Raw genomic sequence first — 15,577 nt, 5'->3', positions numbered from 1 at the left:
TCATGACGGCTCCCCCGCCGGTGGCGGCTCCTCGGCGCGGGTGACCACCGCCCGGTAGGCCGGCTCCGTGTGCAGCAGCTCGCGGTGGACGCCGCTCGCCGCGACCCGGCCGCCGCGCACCAGCACCACCCGGTCCGCCTGGTCGAGCAGCAGCGGACTGGTGGCGAAGACCACCGTGGTGCGCCCCTCACGGTTCTTCCGCAGCCCGGCGGCGATCCGGGACTCGGTGTGCGCGTCGACCGCGCTGGTCGGCTCGTCCAGCACCAGCACCGGCGGATCGGCCAGCAGCGACCGGGCCAGCGCCAGCCGCTGCCGCTGCCCACCGGACAGCGAGCGCCCCCGCTCGGTGATCTCCGCCGCCATCACGTCCTCTCCTCCCGCCGCGTCCGAGGGGGCCCGGGCGCCGTCCGCCAACGCGTCCAGCACGTCCTGCGCGCGGGCCGCGGCGAGCGCCTCCCACGGATCGACCCGGCCGGAGGACGGAACGTCGAACAGCGCCGCCAGGGTGCCGGAGAGCAGCACCGGCTCCTTGTCGTGCACCAGGACCGCGGCCCGTGCCTCGGCCAGCGGGACGGCGTCCAGCTCGGTGCCGCCGAGGCGGACAGAGGGCTGCGGCCGCCCCTCCTCGCCCGGCGGGACGTGCCCGCCGAGCCGTTCGGCGAGCGCGCCGGCGAAGTCCGGGTCGCCGCAGACCACGGCGGTCAGCTCGCCGGCCCGGGCGGTCAGCCCGGTGAGCGGGTCGAACAGGTCGGAGCGGGCCGGGTCGGTGAGCCTGGCGTCCGCACCGCCCTCGGTACGGGCCAGCGAGAGCACCCGCACGGCGCGCCCGGCGGAGACCTTGGCCACGCTCCAGGCGTGCGCCGCCTCGCCGAGGATCCGCAGCGGCGCGGCCAGGAACGCGGTGGCGCCGTAGACCGCGACCAGGGCGCCCACCGAGATCCGCCCGTCGGCCGCCAGCCGGACGCCGTACCAGGTGACGCCGACCACGAAGAGGCCGGGCAGCAGCACCTGCTGGGCCTGCATCAGGGACCGGATCCGGGCCGAGCGGACGGCCGCGGCGCGGACCTTCTGGGAGGCGGCCCGGTAGCGGTCGAGGAAGAGTTCCTCGCCGCCGATGCCGCGCAGCACCCGGAGCCCGGCCACCGTGTCGGCGGCCAGCTCGGTGGCCTTGCCGCCGAGGGCGCGCTGCTCGCCGTAGCGGCGCTCCAGCGGCGCGAGCAGCGGCCAGACCGAAGCGGCGAGCACGGGCACCCCGAGCAGGACGGCCAGACCGAGCGTCGGCTGGACGACGAGCACCGCGGTGCCGGTGGCCAGCCAGACGGCGACCGCGCCGCGCAGCCGGGCGAGGAGTTCGACGTACCAGCCGATCTTCTCGACGTCCCCGCTGCCGACCGCGACGATCTCGCCGGTGGCGATCCGCCGGGACAGCCCGGAGCCGAGGTGGGAGGCCTGACGGGACACCAGCTGACGGACCTGGGTGACGGCGTGGATCCAGTTCCAGACCGACTGGCGGTGCAGCAGCACGGTGCCGACCGCGGACACCGCGGCCAGGGCCAGGGCGAGCGCGCCGGCCCGCCACAGGGCGCCGGAGTCCCGGTCGACGACGGCCTGCACGCCGAGGCCGACCGGCACCGGGAGGGCGGCCTGACAGCCCATCTCCAGCAGCGCCCAGCAGGTCGCGAGCACCTGGCCGCTCCGCTGGTCACGCCGGAGCCGGCGCAGGAAGGCGGAGGGGGAGGACAGTTCGGGCCGACCGGGATCGGCCAGGGGGAGGGTTTTGAGCAGCATGACGATCCGTTGCAGGGCAGTGCGGGCGGAGGGCGCGGAGGACGGCCGGTAGGGTCACGGCCGTGGGTTCGTCAAGAGGTCATGGCAGCGAGCCTGCCAACTCGGATGTGATCTGCGCAACAGGTTTTCCAGGCACCCGGCCGACGCCGTAGTGTTGTGCACGCGCCGGTAGCACGCGTCGGAAAATTTCCCCCGCCGGGGAACCTTCCCGACCAGCGCCCCGGTTGCCCCATCAGGACCACAGAACCGCATGGACGACCAGGAGAGGGCACTCCTTCCGTGAGCAACATTCCCAGCGTCACGCTCAACGACGGCACCCGGATCCCCCAGCTCGGCTTCGGGGTCTGGCAGGTGCCGGACGCGGAGGCCACCGCCGCCGTCCGCACCGCGATCGAGGTCGGCTACCGCTCGATCGACACCGCCGCGATCTACGAGAACGAGTCCGGCACCGGCAAGGCGATCACCGAGGCCCTGGCCGGCGGCGCCGTCGCCCGCGAGGACCTCTACATCACCACCAAGCTGTGGAACTCCGGCACCCGCGACTGGTCCGGCGAGCAGGGCCGCGACGCGGTGCTGCGCGAGTTCGACGCCTCGCTTGACCGGCTCGGCCTGGACTACCTCGACCTCTACCTCATCCACTGGCCGCGTCCGATGCACGGCAGCTACCTCAACGTCTGGAAGGCGCTGGAGCAGCTGAAGGCCGACGGCCGGGTCCGCTCGGTCGGCGTCTCCAACTTCGGCACCGAGCAGCTCACCCGGATCGTCGAGGAGTCCTCGCTCCTGCCGGCGCTGAACCAGGTCGAGCTGCACCCGTACTTCCCGCAGGAGGAGCTGCGCGCCTTCCACGCCCGGCACGGCATCGCCACCGAGGCCTGGAGCCCGCTCGGCCAGGGCAAGGAGCTGCTGTCCGAGCCGGCGCTGGCCGGCATCGCCGACAAGCACGGCCGCACCGTCGCCCAGGTGGTGCTCCGCTGGCACCTGCAGAGCGGCGTCATCGCGATCCCGAAGTCGGTCACCCCGTCGCGGATCAAGGAGAACCTGGACGTCGCCGGCTTCGAGCTGGACGCCGAGGACCTCGCCGCGATCGCCGGCATCGCCACCGGCACCCGGATCGGCCCGGACCCGCAGGAGTTCGACTGGAGCTGACCCGCCCGGCGGCCCCGGCCGCCCGAGGACCGGTCACCCCGTGCCCGACGCGAAGGCCGCCCTCCCCCGTTCGGGGAGGGCGGCCTTCACCGCGTTGACGGGCGGTGCCCGTCACCGGCCCGGGACCGGCGGGCCCTGGTCGGCCGGCGGACGACTGGCGACCGACCGGCGGCCGACTGATGAATCGTTTTGGCTGACAGCCGCGACGTTCCGGCTACAGCCGGGCCGCCTTGGCGATCAGCGCGAGCGCGGCCTCGTGCTCGTCCTCCTCCAGCGGCGCCAGCAGCAGCAGCTGGACCTGGGCGACGCCCGCGGCCGAGCGGTGCAGCAGGTCCTGTCCCGCCGGCGAGAGCGAGAGCAGGTTGCGCCGTCCGTCCGAGGGGTCGCGGCGACGCTGGACCAGGCCGCGCCGGACCAGCCGACTGACCATCTCGGCCATCGTGGCCTTGTCCAGCGAGGCCAGCTCGCCCACCGTGCGCTGGTCGGCGCCCGGCTCCAGTTCGAGCGCGTCGAGCACCGCGTACTGCGGCGCCGTCAGCTCCGAACCGACGTGCTCCGACCAGAGCTTGGTGTGCACCTGCTGGCTCACCCGGATCAGGTAGCCGATCGCCCGCTGGGCGTCCAGCATCGGTCGCGCGTCCGTCAGGACGGCGACCTGGGCCGGTTCCAGTCTGGCTATCTTGGCCATCACACGGACGATCTCCAGCTGCTCCTCCGGAGCGAGCGGCTCGAAGAGCGTGCGCTGCACGCGGACCACTCCGCCGGTGGCCTCACGGACAGCCTGGGCCCCGCTCTGCGAGAGAGCGAGCAACTTGCGCCGGCCGTCGGCCGGGTCTCGGCGCCGCAGCACCAGGCCGCGCCGGACCAGCCGGGCGACCATCTCGGCCATCGTGGCCTTGTCGAGCGAGGCACGCTCTCCCACCGTGCGCTGGTCGGCGCCCGGTTCGAGGGCGAGGACCAGCAGGACCGCGAACTGCGGAGCCGTGAGATCGGCTCCGACGTGTTCGGACCACAGACGGGTGTGGACCTGCTGTGCAACGCGGATGAGGTGTCCGGGCGACTGCTGCAGTCGCGCGGACACGCGGGTCGTCGGGATCTCCCCCAGCACCATGTATCCGTCCCGATGTCACACCCGGTGTGTGTGGGACACCCGGGTGGGGCAGTAACGGCGAGTGGGCGTCCCGCTGTTCGGGAGGGCGCTCCAGCCGTGCAGCCGGTGGCTGCTGGCGGACACTATACAAACGGCGGGCCCTCGCTGGCAGGCAGGGGCGGATAGTAGACGCAGGTTCGGCAACATTGGCATATTTACTCGCCGTGCCGACCCACCGGTAACCCGTTCGCAGGAGAAAGCCGACCGGTCGGTCCTTACCCACGGTCACCTGCGTCTTCACCCTGGCCGAGCCCCCTACCCGCCGGTAGGGTGTGGCCACCGGGGCGGATCCGACCTCCGGAGCGGCCCGGTGGAACCCGGGTGTCCCCCGAGCGGTTCCTGGGAGTCTCCTGGGTTCCCGGGCCCGTGCCCGACCGTCCGGCGGGCCGACTCCGGAGCGCGACCGGCGCCGACCGGCGCCGGCCGGGCGGGCTGCGAACCCTGGCCATCTGCAACTGACCTGCAACAACGCCCGATTACTCCGAGAGAGACGAGACCGAGCATGACCGAGCAGACCACCACCCCCCGGGTCGCCGTCGTCACCGGCGCCGCGCGCGGACTGGGCGCCGCCACCGCCGAGCGACTGGCCGCCGACGGCTACGCGGTGGCCGTCCTCGACCTGGAGGAGTCGGCCGGCCGGGAGACCGTCGAACGCATCACCGCCGCCGGCGGCCGCGCCATCGCCGTCGGCGCCGACGTCTCGGACGCCGGCCAGGTCCGGGCCGCCGTCGAGCGGATCGCCGCCGAACTCGGCGCGCCGGTCGTGCTCGTCAACAACGCGGGCGTGCTGCGCGACAACCTGATCTTCAAGATGACCGAGTCGGACTGGGACACGGTCATGAACGTGCACCTGCGCGGCGCGTTCCTGATGACCCGGGCGGTCCAGAAGTACATGGTGGACGCCGGTTTCGGACGGATCGTCAACCTGTCGTCGTCCTCCGCCCAGGGCAACCGCGGCCAGGCCAACTACTCGGCCGCCAAGGCCGGTCTGCAGGGCTTCACCAAGACCCTGGCCATCGAGCTCGGCAAGTTCGGCATCACCGCCAACGCGGTCGCGCCCGGCTTCATAGCCACCGACATGACCGTCGCCACCGCCGCCCGGGTCGGCATGGACTTCGAGGACTTCAAGGCCGCCGCCGCCACCCAGATCCCGGTCCAGCGGGTCGGCGTGCCGCAGGACGTGGCCAACGCCATCGCGTTCTTCGCCTCGGAGGGCGCCGGCTTCGTCTCCGGACAGGTCCTCTACGTGGCCGGCGGCCCCCTCGACTGAGCCATCGAACCTACACAGGGTTACCACGGGGTGGGAACCGGAGCGTCCGGTCTCCCGCCCCGTTCTTTTTGCCCGAACTTGGGGAAAAGCACACGAACCCCTTACGGACATTCGATCCGAAAACGCCGTTGGATCGTCCTGAAACAGACCTTGGCCGATCGGAGAACGGCTTTGCCGGGGAATTCCGAATGGAACAGGGAATCACGCTGCGTCGCCGGGTAGGTTCACCGCCGTGCAAGCGCCGAGTGAACAGCCTGGCCGCCCCGAGCCCCTGACCACCCGCCCCGAGCACCCGACCGTCCGCCCCGAGCACCCCACCGTCCGCCGCGAGCGCCCGCATGCCACCCGCCCCGAGCACCCGCGCCCCGGCCGCCGAGGGTCCGCCCGCCCGCCCCTCGGCCGCCGGCAGACCGCCCTGCTGGGCCTCGCCGCGCTCGGCTACCTGCTGGTCGCCGTCGCCGTCCTGCTGGACACCTCGCTGGTCGACCTCGACTGGAAGATACGCCTGTACCGGCCCGAGGAGCACTGGCCCGGCCTGCAGCCGCTGCTCGACAACTGGGTGGTGGCCGGCCAGCGCGGCCCCTCCGCCCTCGCCGCCTTCGCCTGGCTCGGCTGGCGCGCCCGCCGGCTGGGCCGGATCCGGCCGCTGCTGGTGATGGGCGCCGCCCTGCTGCTGCTCAACCTCACGGTCGGCGGGGTCAAGATCGTCACCGGCCGGCTCGGCCCGCACTACGCCCGGTACGTCGGCTCCCCCGAGCTCTTCTCCGGCGGCACCATATTCCCCTCCGGCCACACCGCGAACGCCGTGGTCACCTGGGGCGTGCTCGCCTACCTGGCGGTCCGCTGGCGGCGCCTCGGCGCGCTGCTGGCGGGCGCCACCGCCTGGTCGGTCGGCCTCACCACCGTCTACCTGGGCACCCACTGGGTCACCGACGTCCTGGCCGGCTGGGCCGCCGGGCTGCTCGTGCTGCTCTCGCTCCCGCTGCTGGAACCGCTGGTGCTGGCCGCCGAAGGCCGGCTCACCCGGCGCCGACGGGGGGCCGGGACCGGGCTCACCCCTCCCAGCTGCGTACCACCAGCCCGTCGCGCACCGCGAGGTTGAGCCGCCCCTCGCGATAGTCCATGGTCATCGCCGCCCCCTGCGGCAGTACCCGCACCGAGGCCCAGCCGTGCCGGCGGGCCAGCTCCTCGGCCCGCTCGACCCGCAGCCCCGCGTAGCCCTCCGCGTCCGTGTCCGTCATCGCCCCTCCCCGGCTCGCCCAGCGGACGTACGCTGGAATCGTAGACCGCCCGTGCGGAACCGGCCGCACGGGCCGGGGGGACCGGCAGCACCGGGAGGTGACCGCGGATGCCCGCCACCACCCCGCGACGGTGGCGCAGCGGCACCGAGCCCGCCACCGCCCGCAGCGACCTCAAGCTGCGCTACCTGCTCTCGCTGACCTTCACCCCGCTGTTCGCGCTGGCCACCGCGGCCTTCGCGTTCTGGGCCGCGAACGCCCCGGCGTTCGGGGCGCCGAGCCGGGGCACCCTCACCGGCTTCGCCGTGGCCTGCGGAATCCTCACCCTGTTCGCCGTCGTCGATCTCGTCGTCGTCATCCGGCGCCGCCGGACCGAGCTCTGACGCGGTGTCTCCCGCGGGGTGGGAAGCCGGTGCCGGCCTCCCACCCCCCGCACGGATCCCCCCCCGCACGGACTCAGCGGTTGCTGACCGCCTGCTTGACCAGCGTCCGCCCGAAGTCCCACATCAGGCCGCTCCCCCGGTGCGCGTCCTCCATCACCTCGGTGAAGGCCGCCATGAACCGGTCCACGTCCCGCTCGGTGATGATCAGCGGCGGGATCAGCTTGATCACCTCCAGGTGGTCCCCGGACACCTGGGTGAGGATCCGGTGCCGCTGCAGCAGCGGGACGACCACCATCTGGGCGAACAGGCCCTTGCGGGCCGCCTGCAGCGCCGTCCACCCGGTCCGCAGTTTGAGCGACTTCGGCCGGCCGAACTCGATGCCGATCATCAGCCCGCGCCCGCGCACCTCGGCGAGCAGCTCGTAGCGGTCGACCAGTTCGGTCAGCCGCTCCCGGAAGTGGTCGCCCACCTTGCGGGCGTTCTCCACCACCCGCTCGTCCCGGACGACCTCCAGGGTCGCCAGGCCGGCCGCCATCGCCTGCGCGTTGGAGCCGAAGCTGGCCGAGTGCACCAGCACCCGGTCCATCGAGGAGTACACCTTCTCGAAGATCCAGCCCTTGCCGAGGGTCGCCCCGACCGGCACGTAGCCGCCGGAGAGCGCCTTGGCCGCGCAGACCAGGTCCGGCAGCACGCCGTCCTCGTGCTGGTAGGCGAAGAAGTCGCCGGTGCGTCCGACGCCGGTCTGCACCTCGTCGCAGATCAGCAGCGCCTTGTGCTCGTGCAGCAGCTCCTGCGCGGCCCGCAGCCAGCCGGGCGGGGCCGCCTGCACGCCCTTGCCCTGGATCGGCTCGACGATCAGCGCCGCGACGTCGCCGCGCTTCAGCTCCTTGGCCAGGGCCGCGAGGTCGCCGAGCGGGATCGCGGTGTCCGGCAGCAGCGGGTCGAAGCCCTTGCGGAACCCGCTCTCGCCGTTCACCGAGAGCGAGCCGGTGGTCAGCCCGTGGAAGGCGTGGTCGGCGTAGAGGATCCGCTTGCGGCCGGTGGCGTACCGGGCGAACTTGAGCGCGGTCTCCACCGCCTCGGTGCCGCTGTTGCCGAAGAACACCCGGTCCAGTCCGGGCGCGTACGACAGCAGGCGTTCGGCGAGCAGGCCGGGCAGCGGCGAGCAGTCGAAGCGGACCAGGTCCGGCAGGTCGAGGTCCATCACCTGCTGGACGGCCGAGCGGACCACCGGGTGGTGGCGGCCCAGAGCGAAGATGCCGAAGCCGGCCAGCATGTCGAGGTACTCGTTGCCCTCGGCGTCATAGAAGTACTGCCCGCGGGCCCGTTCGTAGTACTTGTCAAAGCCGATGGTGTGCAGCATCCGGGTCAGCTGCGGGTTCAGGTAGCGGCTCTGCAGCTCGTACCGCTCGCCGCCGCGTTCGGCGAGCAGGGCGGCCAGGTCGAAGCCGCCCGGACGGTCACGGCGGTCGGTGCTGTCGGGGTCAGCCGGCATGGTGCTGGTTCGCTCCTCGGTTCGGAAGTCCCCGGTCCGGTAGTCCTCGGGCCGGTAGCAGGTGCTTGGCGAAGGCGGCGGTCTGGGCGGCGACCCCGGTGCCGGTCAGCCCGGCCTCCTCCAGGATCTCGCCACGCGCGGCGTGCCCGAGGAACTCCTGCGGCAGGCCCAGCACCCGCACCGGGACGTCCACGTCCGCGTCGCGCAGCGCCAGTGCGATCGCCGCGCCGACGCCGCCGACCCGGCCGCCGTCCTCCACGGTGACCACCAGCCGGTGCCCGGCGGCGAGCGCGGGCAACGCCGGGTCGACCGGCTTGACCCAGCGCGGGTCGACCACGGTCGCGGTGAACCCCTCGGCGAGCAGCAGCCGGGCCGCGTCCAGCGCGGCGCCGGCCATCGTGCCGACGGCCACCAGCAGGATCTCCGGCAGCTCCCCGGTGCGCAGCAGGACGTCCACGCCGCCGGTCCGCTCGACGGCGGGCACGGCCGGGCCGACGGTGCCCTTGGGGAAGCGGACCACGGTCGGGGCGTCGTCGACCTCGACGGCCTCGCGCAGCTGGGCGCGCAGCTGGTCGGCGTCGCGCGGGGCGGCGAGCCGCAGGCCGGGGACGACCTGCAGGATCGACAGGTCCCACATGCCGTTGTGCGAGGCGCCGTCGTTGCCGGTGACGCCGGAGCGGTCCAGCACGAAGGTGACGCCCAGTCCGTGCAGGGCGACGTCCATCAGCACCTGGTCGAAGGCCCGGTTGAGGAAGGTCGCGTAGACCGCCACCACCGGGTGCAGCCCGCCGGTGGCCAGGCCCGCCGCGCTGGTGACGGCGTGCTGCTCGGCGATGCCGACGTCGAAGGTCCGCTCCGGGAAGGCCTTGGCGAACGGGGCCAGGCCGACCGGCTGGAGCATCGCCGCGGTGATCGCCACCAGGTCCGGCCGCTCGGCGCCGAGGGCCAGCAGCTCGTCGCCGAACACCGAGGTCCAGGAGACGCCGCCGCTGGGCGAGATCGGCAGGCAGGTGTACGGGTCGATCGGGTTGACGGCGTGGAAGCGGTCGGCCTCGTCCTGCTCGGCGGGCCGGTAGCCGCGGCCCTTGACGGTGAGGCAGTGCACGATGACCGGGCCGCCGAAGCCGCGGGCCTTGGTGAGCGCGGACTCCAGGGCGGCGAGGTCGTGTCCGTCGATCGGGCCGAGGTACTTGAGTCCGAGGTCCTCGAACATGCCCTGTGGGGCGAAGGCGTCCTTGAACCCCTTCTTGGCGCCGTGCAGCGCGTCGAAGATCGGCTGGCCGACCACGGGGGTGCGCTGCAGCGCGTCCTTGCCCCAGGACAGGAAGCGCTCGTAGCCCTGGGTGGTGCGCAGCGCGGCGAGGTGGTTGGCGAGCCCGCCGATGGTGCGGGCGTAGGAGCGCTCGTTGTCGTTGACGACGATGACGAGCGGGCGGTCCTTGGCGGCCGCGATGTTGTTGAGCGCCTCCCAGGCGAGGCCCCCGGTGAGCGCGCCGTCACCGATGACGGCGACCACCGGGTCGTCGCGGCCGAGCAGCTGGTTGGCCTTGGCCAGGCCGTCGGCGTAGGAGAGCGCGGTGGAGGCGTGCGAGTTCTCGACGACGTCGTGCTCGGACTCGGCGCGCGAGGGGTAGCCGGACAGGCCGCCCCTGGCGCGCAGCCGGGAGAAGTCCTGGCGGCCGGTGAGCAGCTTGTGGACGTAGCTCTGGTGGCCGGTGTCCCAGACGATCCGGTCGCGCGGGGAGTCGAAGACCCGGTGCAGCGCGATGGTCAGTTCGACGACACCGAGGTTGGGGCCGAGGTGGCCGCCGGTGCGGGTGACGGCGTCGATCAGGAAGTCGCGGATCTCGTCGGCGAGCCGGGGGAGCTCGGCGGCCGGGAGGGTTCGCAGGTCCGCCGGGGACGTGACGCCGGAGAGCAGTGACATGGCTTTCACCTCACGACTCGATAGCGGTGCGCTGGTGCCCCGCCGTGGCCGTGCCGCGCGGGGTGGCCCGGCCCGGGTCGGCGGCCCGGGCCGGACGGGGCGGCCGGCGGGGTGCGCCGGCCGCCGACGGGTGCGCTCAGCGGCTCCGGGTGGAGCCGACGGTCTCGGTGATCGCCCGCAGGGACTCCTTGAGGGAGCCCATGGTGGCGAGGACGGCGGTCGGCTCGTAGCCGCAGTGCGCCATGCAGTTGGCGCAGCGGGCGTCCTTGCCGCGGCCGTACTTGTCCCAGTCGGTCTTCTCGATCAGCTCGCGGTAGGTCGGCACGTAGCCGTCGGCCATCAGGTAGCAGGGCCGCTGCCAGCCGAACAGCGAGTAGTTGGGGATGCCCCAGGCGGTGCACTCGAAGTCGACCCGGCCCTCCAGGAAGTCCAGGAAGAGCGGGCTGTGGTTGAGCCGCCAGCGCCGCCGCCGGCCGCCGGCGAAGGTCTTGCGGAACAGCTCGCGGGTCTGCTCGACGCCGAGGAAGTGTTCCTGGTCGGGTGCCTTCTCGTAGGCGAACGCCGGGGAGATCATCATCTCGTCGACCTTGAGCTCGTCGTTGAGGTAGTCGAGCACGTCGATGATGGTCTGCGGGGTGTCGGTGTTGAAGAAGGTGGAGTTGGTGGTCACCCGGAAGCCGCGCCGCTTGGCCTCCTTGATCGCCGCCACCGCCTCGTCGAAGGTGCCCTCCTTGGCCACCGAGGCGTCGTGCCGCTCGCGCAGCCCGTCGATGTGCACGGTGAAGGTGAAGTAGGGCGAGGGCTTGAACTTGTCGAGCTTCTTGCGCAGCAGCAGCGCGTTGGTGCAGAGGAACACGTACTTGCGGCGCTCGACCAGCTGCCGGACGATCTCGTCGATCTGCGGGTGCATCAGCGGCTCGCCGCCGGCGATCGAGACCATCGGGGCGCCGGACTCCAGGACCGCCCCGACCGCCTGGGCGACCGGCATCCGCTGCTTCAGCACCCCGGCCGGGTGCTGGATCTTGCCGCACCCCTCGCAGGCCAGGTTGCAGGCGAAGAGCGGTTCCAGTTCGACGATCAGCGGGAATTTGTCGCGCCGCTTGAGCTTCTGCTGCATGAGGTAGGTGCCGACCCGCACGGTCTGGCGCAGCGGCATGGCCATGGCTAGCTCGCCTCCTGGGGGAGCGTCGAGGATGTGGGGTGGTTCAGGGCGGCGGGCGCGGGGCGGCCGCGCGGCGGCCGGTCGTCGCGCAGGTGCCAGTCGACCAGGGCGGGCACCGTGGAGCGCAGGGTGCGCCAGGCGCGGACCCCGGCCGGCAGGGTTCCCGGGCGCAGCAACTCGCGCTCGGGCGTGTCGACGACCACCCGCAGCACGGCCGCGGGCAGGCCGGGGCGCATTTCGCGCAGGGCCGCCAGTACGGCGGCGGCCTCCATGTCGACGGCGAGCGCCCCCTGCAGGTGCAGGGCGCGCCGCTCCAGGCCGCGCACCACGTGGTCGGCGGTGTGGTGCACGCCGGTGTGCGCGGTCAGGCCGCGCACGGTCAGGGCCCGGGTGAGCGCCGGGCCGGAATCGACGGCGAAGTGGTTCCCCTCGGCATCACGCACCCCGTCGGCAACGATCACCTCGCCGGGCGCTATTCCCGGCGCGACGGCGGCGCCGAAGCCGGCCACCACGATGGCGCCGTAGCCGCCCGGGGCGGCGGTGAGCAGCCTTCTGACGGTGAGTGAGGCCCGGCGGCGGCCGACCCCGGTCCGCACCACGACGGGCGGGCCGCCCGCCGCACCGCGCCAGTCCCCGCCGCGCAGGGCCCACACCTCGGGGCCGAGCGCGCACAGGACCAGCAGCGGGGAAGCGGTCACCGGGACGCCCCGATCCCGGCGGGGCCCCCGGCCGGGCGGCCGACCGCGGGGTTGCCGTGCAGGTAGCGGCCGAGCGCGGTGACCGGGAACACCAGCCGGTAAAGGTGGTAGTTGATGGAGAAGTCCCACGGGAAGCCGGTACCGGTGAACTGGGGCTCGTCCCAGGTGCCTTCGGGCAGCTGGGTGCGCACCAGCCAGTCGACGCCGCGCTCCACCGCCGCGTTGGCCCGGCCGTCCGGTCCCTCGCCGGCCGCGAGCAGCGCCATCAGCGCCCACGCGGTCTGCGAGGCGGTGGACTCGCCCCGCCCGGCCCAGCGCGCCGGGTCGTCGTAGGAGCGCATGTCCTCGCCCCAGCCGCCGTCGGCGTTCTGGCGGTCCTCCAGCCAGCGCACCGCCCGGCGGATCGCCGGGTGCTCGGCGGGGACGCCGGTCGCGACCAGGGCGGGCAGCACCGAGCCGGTGCCGTAGATGTAGTTGGTGCCCCAGCGGCCGAACCAGGAGCCGTCCGCCTCCTGGTTGCGCAGCAGCCACTCGACGCCGCGCCGGGTGCGCGGGTCGTGCGCCCGGCCGACCGCGGCGAGCATCTCCACGACGTGGGCGGTGACGTCCGCGGACGGCGGGTCGACGACCTCGCCGAAGTCGCAGAACGGCAGCTTGTTCGGCAGCGTGCTGGTGTTGTCGACGTCGAAGGCGCCCCAGGCGCCGTTCTTGGACTGCATGCCGAGGTTCCACCGCACGCCCCGGTCGACGGAGGCGGCGACCTTGGCGGGGTCGGGGTGGGCGACCCGGCGCAGCGCGAGCACCACCTCGGCGGTGTCGTCGATGTCCGGGTAGGTGTCGTTCTCGAACTCGAAGGCCCAGCCGCCGGGGGCGAGCGAGGGCCGCTGGACGGACCAGTCGCCGGCCTTGGTGATCTCCTCACCGAGCATCCAGTCGACGGCGGAGACCAGCGCCGGGTGGTCGGCCGGTACGCCGGCGTCGACCAGGGCGACGGTGGCCAGGCAGGTGTCCCAGACCGGGGACTGGCAGGCCTCCAGCCAGCGGCGGCCGTCGGGGGTGTGCACGGTGAAGCGGTCGAAGGAGGCGAGGCCGGCCCGCATCACCGGGTGGTCGAGCTCGTAGCCCTCCAGGTGCAGGGCGATCAGCGAGTAGACGGCGGGCGGCTGGATGCCTCCCCAGCAGCCGTCGGCCTCCTGGCGCTCGACGATCCAGCGGCAGGCCTGGGAGAGCGCGAGCCTGCGCAGCGGGCGCAGCGCGCGCCGGTGGTAGGCGTGCAGGACCTTGTCGAGGCGTTCGAACAGGCCGTCCCAGCTGGTGGCCGGGGCCATCGGCCGGGCGGGGTAGGGGTCGTCCGGGTCGGTGTGCAGCTCGGTGAGCGGGAAGGGCGCCGGGCGCACCGGGCGGTGGGCGGAGACGATGGTCAGCGGGACGATGGTCTGCCGGGCCCAGCAGCCGAAGGCGTAGATGTTCAGCGGGAGCCACTTGGGCAGGAACATGATCTCCGGCGGCATCTCGGGCAGCCGTTCCCAGGGCCACCAGCCGAAGAGCGCGAGCCAGATCCGGGTGAACACCCGGGCCGCGGCGATGCCTCCGGCGGAGCGGATCCAACGGGCGGCGGCCAGCATGTGCGGGGCGTTCGGGTCGTCGCCGGCGAGCTTCAGGGCGACGTACGCCTCGACAGTGGTGGAGAGCTCGGCCGGGCCGCCGTGGAAGGTGGACCAGGTGCCGTCCTCGCGCTGCTGGGAGCGGATCCACTCGGCGGTGGCCTTGGTCTGCTCCTCGGTGAGGATCCCGAGGAACTGCCGGAGCAGTAAGTCCTCGGCGTCCATGGTGACGTTGGTCTCCAGATCGCCCTTCCACCACCCCTCGGAGCTCTGCAGGGAGAGCAGGTGGGTGGTGGCACGGGCCAGTGCCTCCTCGGCGGAGGCGGCCCCGTCCTGCTGCTGATCGGTCCGGCCGGCCGGGGCGTCCGGGGCGGATCCCTCGGGCTGCCACCGCCCGGCGCTCAGCAGCGCCGGGGGGAGGCCGCCCACCGCGACCGGCTCGGAATCGTACTCAGGGTCGAGCCGGCCGTCCGCGGTTGCTGTCAACGTAACGTCACCTCTCTCGTACCACCACGAATTCGGCGAGTGCGACGAAGTGCTCGCGCACCACATCGGGCATGGGCACCTCGTCCAGCGCGGCGAGGGCAGTCGTGTGCTGGCGGCGGGCCTCCTCCTGGGTCCAGGCGCGACCGCCGGCCTTCTCGATCAGCAGCGCGCGGGCGGCCAGCTCGGTCTCGCTCTCCTCGCCGCGCCCCTTGGGGTCGGCGAGCTGTTCGGCCAGTTCGCGGGAGGCCTCGCCGCCCTCGGCGAGGGCGGCGGCGACCGGCAGGGACTTCTTGCGCTGGCGCAGGTCGCCCCAGTGCGGCTTGCCGGTGACCTCGGTGGCCCCCCAGATGCCGAGCAGGTCGTCGACCGCCTGGAAGGCCAGGCCCAGGTGCTCGCCGAAGCGCTGGAGGGAGTCCGAGACCCGGTCGTCGGCGCCGGCCAGGACGGCGCCCAGCGCCGAGGCGGCGGAGAGCAGGGCGGCGGTCTTGCCGCCCTCCATCTCCAGGCACTCGGCGACCGTGACGGTGTCCCGCTGCTCGAAGGCGACGTCCATCGCCTGGCCGTCGATCAGCCGGCGGCTGGCGGTGTTGAGCAGCCGGACGGCGCGCGCGGCATCGGTGGGGCTCGCGCCACCCGTGGTCGCGGCGTCGAGCAGCACCTCCGTACCGAGCGTCGCCAGGGCGTCACCGACCAGGATCGCCTGGGACGGGCCGAAGACCGTCCAGGCAGTGGCCCGGTGGCGCCGGGTCTCGTCACCGTCCATCAGATCATCATGGAGCAGGGAGAAGTTGTGCACCAGTTCAACAGCGACCCCGCCGGGCACACCGGCCTCCGCCGGGGCGCCGGCGGCCTGGGCCGAGAGCAGGGCCAGGGCCGGGCGGACGGCCTTGCCGCCGTCCCCCGCGACCGGCGTGCCGTCCCGGTCGATCCAGCCGAAGTGGTACGCCGCGACGGTGTTCATGGGTTCCGCCAGACGGGCGACGGCGGCCCTCAGCGGCGGGGTGCAGAGCGCGCGGGTGCGGTTGAGCAGCTCCGGCACCGAGACCGGTTCGGCATGTGCCGTGCCTCCGACGGCCGTGCCGATGCGTGACTCCACGTACGTTCCCTCTCCCTGGTGGTGCCTGGCCGCGTGGGACGGCCGGACGCTGGCGGTGGTGGTGCGGCCGTTGGGGCCACGGCCGGCACGGGGGGTCGCGCCCCCGGGACCCGAGCGGTGGGCGCCGGCTCTGG

13 protein-coding genes are annotated in these 15,577 nt (G+C 73.4%); 4 read left to right on the top strand and 9 right to left on the bottom strand.

All coding sequences use genetic code 11. The features are described 5' to 3' along the window. Window positions 1-1,788, bottom strand: a complete 1,788-nt coding sequence (locus ACFVVU_RS25525; RefSeq protein ID WP_387792397.1) for an ABC transporter transmembrane domain-containing protein — start codon at window positions 1,786-1,788, stop codon at window positions 1-3. Between the two features lie 279 nt (window positions 1,789-2,067). Between ACFVVU_RS25525 and ACFVVU_RS25520 the strand changes: the two genes are divergently transcribed. Continuing rightward, on the top strand, window positions 2,068-2,934 hold the full coding sequence (locus ACFVVU_RS25520; protein WP_380683997.1) for an aldo/keto reductase: 867 nt from the start codon (window positions 2,068-2,070) through the stop codon (window positions 2,932-2,934). Between the two features lie 214 nt (window positions 2,935-3,148). Here ACFVVU_RS25520 and ACFVVU_RS25515 read toward each other — a convergent pair whose 3' ends face one another. Then, a complete protein-coding gene (locus ACFVVU_RS25515) occupies window positions 3,149-4,015 on the bottom strand; it encodes a MarR family winged helix-turn-helix transcriptional regulator (RefSeq protein ID WP_387792395.1) in 867 nt (288 codons plus the stop codon). A 571-nt stretch (window positions 4,016-4,586) separates the two neighbouring features. Between ACFVVU_RS25515 and fabG the strand changes: the two genes are divergently transcribed. Together fabG and ACFVVU_RS25505 are read left to right on the top strand one after the other, a co-directional pair. Further along, window positions 4,587-5,354: a 3-oxoacyl-ACP reductase FabG gene (gene fabG, locus ACFVVU_RS25510; RefSeq protein WP_380687078.1), complete on the top strand. Its 768-nt coding sequence runs from the start codon at window positions 4,587-4,589 to the stop codon at window positions 5,352-5,354. 232 nt (window positions 5,355-5,586) lie between these two features. Then, complete coding sequence (locus ACFVVU_RS25505; protein ID WP_387792393.1) at window positions 5,587-6,456, top strand: phosphatase PAP2 family protein; 870 nt, start codon at window positions 5,587-5,589, stop codon at window positions 6,454-6,456. On the opposite strand, the gene ACFVVU_RS25500 is transcribed toward ACFVVU_RS25505, so the two are convergent. Continuing rightward, window positions 6,407-6,595: an I78 family peptidase inhibitor gene (locus ACFVVU_RS25500; protein WP_355374197.1), complete on the bottom strand. Its 189-nt coding sequence runs from the start codon at window positions 6,593-6,595 to the stop codon at window positions 6,407-6,409. The two genes, ACFVVU_RS25505 and ACFVVU_RS25500, sit on opposite strands and share 50 nt — an antisense overlap. A gap of 107 nt (window positions 6,596-6,702) precedes the next feature. Between ACFVVU_RS25500 and ACFVVU_RS25495 the strand changes: the two genes are divergently transcribed. Then, on the top strand, window positions 6,703-6,975 hold the full coding sequence (locus ACFVVU_RS25495) for a DUF6343 family protein (protein WP_380687074.1): 273 nt from the start codon (window positions 6,703-6,705) through the stop codon (window positions 6,973-6,975). 73 nt (window positions 6,976-7,048) lie between these two features. On the opposite strand, the gene ACFVVU_RS25490 is transcribed toward ACFVVU_RS25495, so the two are convergent. From ACFVVU_RS25490 to ACFVVU_RS25465, 6 genes are all read right to left on the bottom strand, one after another. Beyond that, the gene (locus ACFVVU_RS25490; RefSeq protein ID WP_380687072.1) at window positions 7,049-8,470 is read right to left on the bottom strand and encodes an aspartate aminotransferase family protein; all 1,422 of its coding nucleotides are present in this window, start codon (window positions 8,468-8,470) and stop codon (window positions 7,049-7,051) included. Further along, window positions 8,460-10,397: a 1-deoxy-D-xylulose-5-phosphate synthase gene (dxs, locus tag ACFVVU_RS25485; protein ID WP_380687070.1), complete on the bottom strand. Its 1,938-nt coding sequence runs from the start codon at window positions 10,395-10,397 to the stop codon at window positions 8,460-8,462. Before dxs ends, ACFVVU_RS25490 begins: the two co-directional genes overlap by 11 nt. A gap of 136 nt (window positions 10,398-10,533) precedes the next feature. After that, a complete protein-coding gene (gene hpnH / locus ACFVVU_RS25480; protein ID WP_355373792.1) occupies window positions 10,534-11,559 on the bottom strand; it encodes an adenosyl-hopene transferase HpnH in 1,026 nt (341 codons plus the stop codon). A 2-nt stretch (window positions 11,560-11,561) separates the two neighbouring features. Further along, complete coding sequence (locus ACFVVU_RS25475) at window positions 11,562-12,257, bottom strand: 1-hydroxy-2-methyl-2-butenyl 4-diphosphate reductase (RefSeq protein WP_380686102.1); 696 nt, start codon at window positions 12,255-12,257, stop codon at window positions 11,562-11,564. Continuing rightward, window positions 12,254-14,347, bottom strand: a complete 2,094-nt coding sequence (shc, locus tag ACFVVU_RS25470; protein WP_380686104.1) for a squalene--hopene cyclase — start codon at window positions 14,345-14,347, stop codon at window positions 12,254-12,256. Before shc ends, ACFVVU_RS25475 begins: the two co-directional genes overlap by 4 nt. Before the next feature lie 7 nt (window positions 14,348-14,354). Continuing rightward, window positions 14,355-15,443, bottom strand: a complete 1,089-nt coding sequence (locus ACFVVU_RS25465; RefSeq protein ID WP_380686106.1) for a polyprenyl synthetase family protein — start codon at window positions 15,441-15,443, stop codon at window positions 14,355-14,357. Between the last annotated feature and the right edge of the window lie 134 nt (window positions 15,444-15,577).

This window comes from Kitasatospora sp. NPDC057965 (assembly GCF_042887135.1).
Taxonomy (GTDB): domain Bacteria; phylum Actinomycetota; class Actinomycetes; order Streptomycetales; family Streptomycetaceae; genus Kitasatospora.
This window is presented reverse-complemented; position numbering and strand designations above follow the sequence as displayed.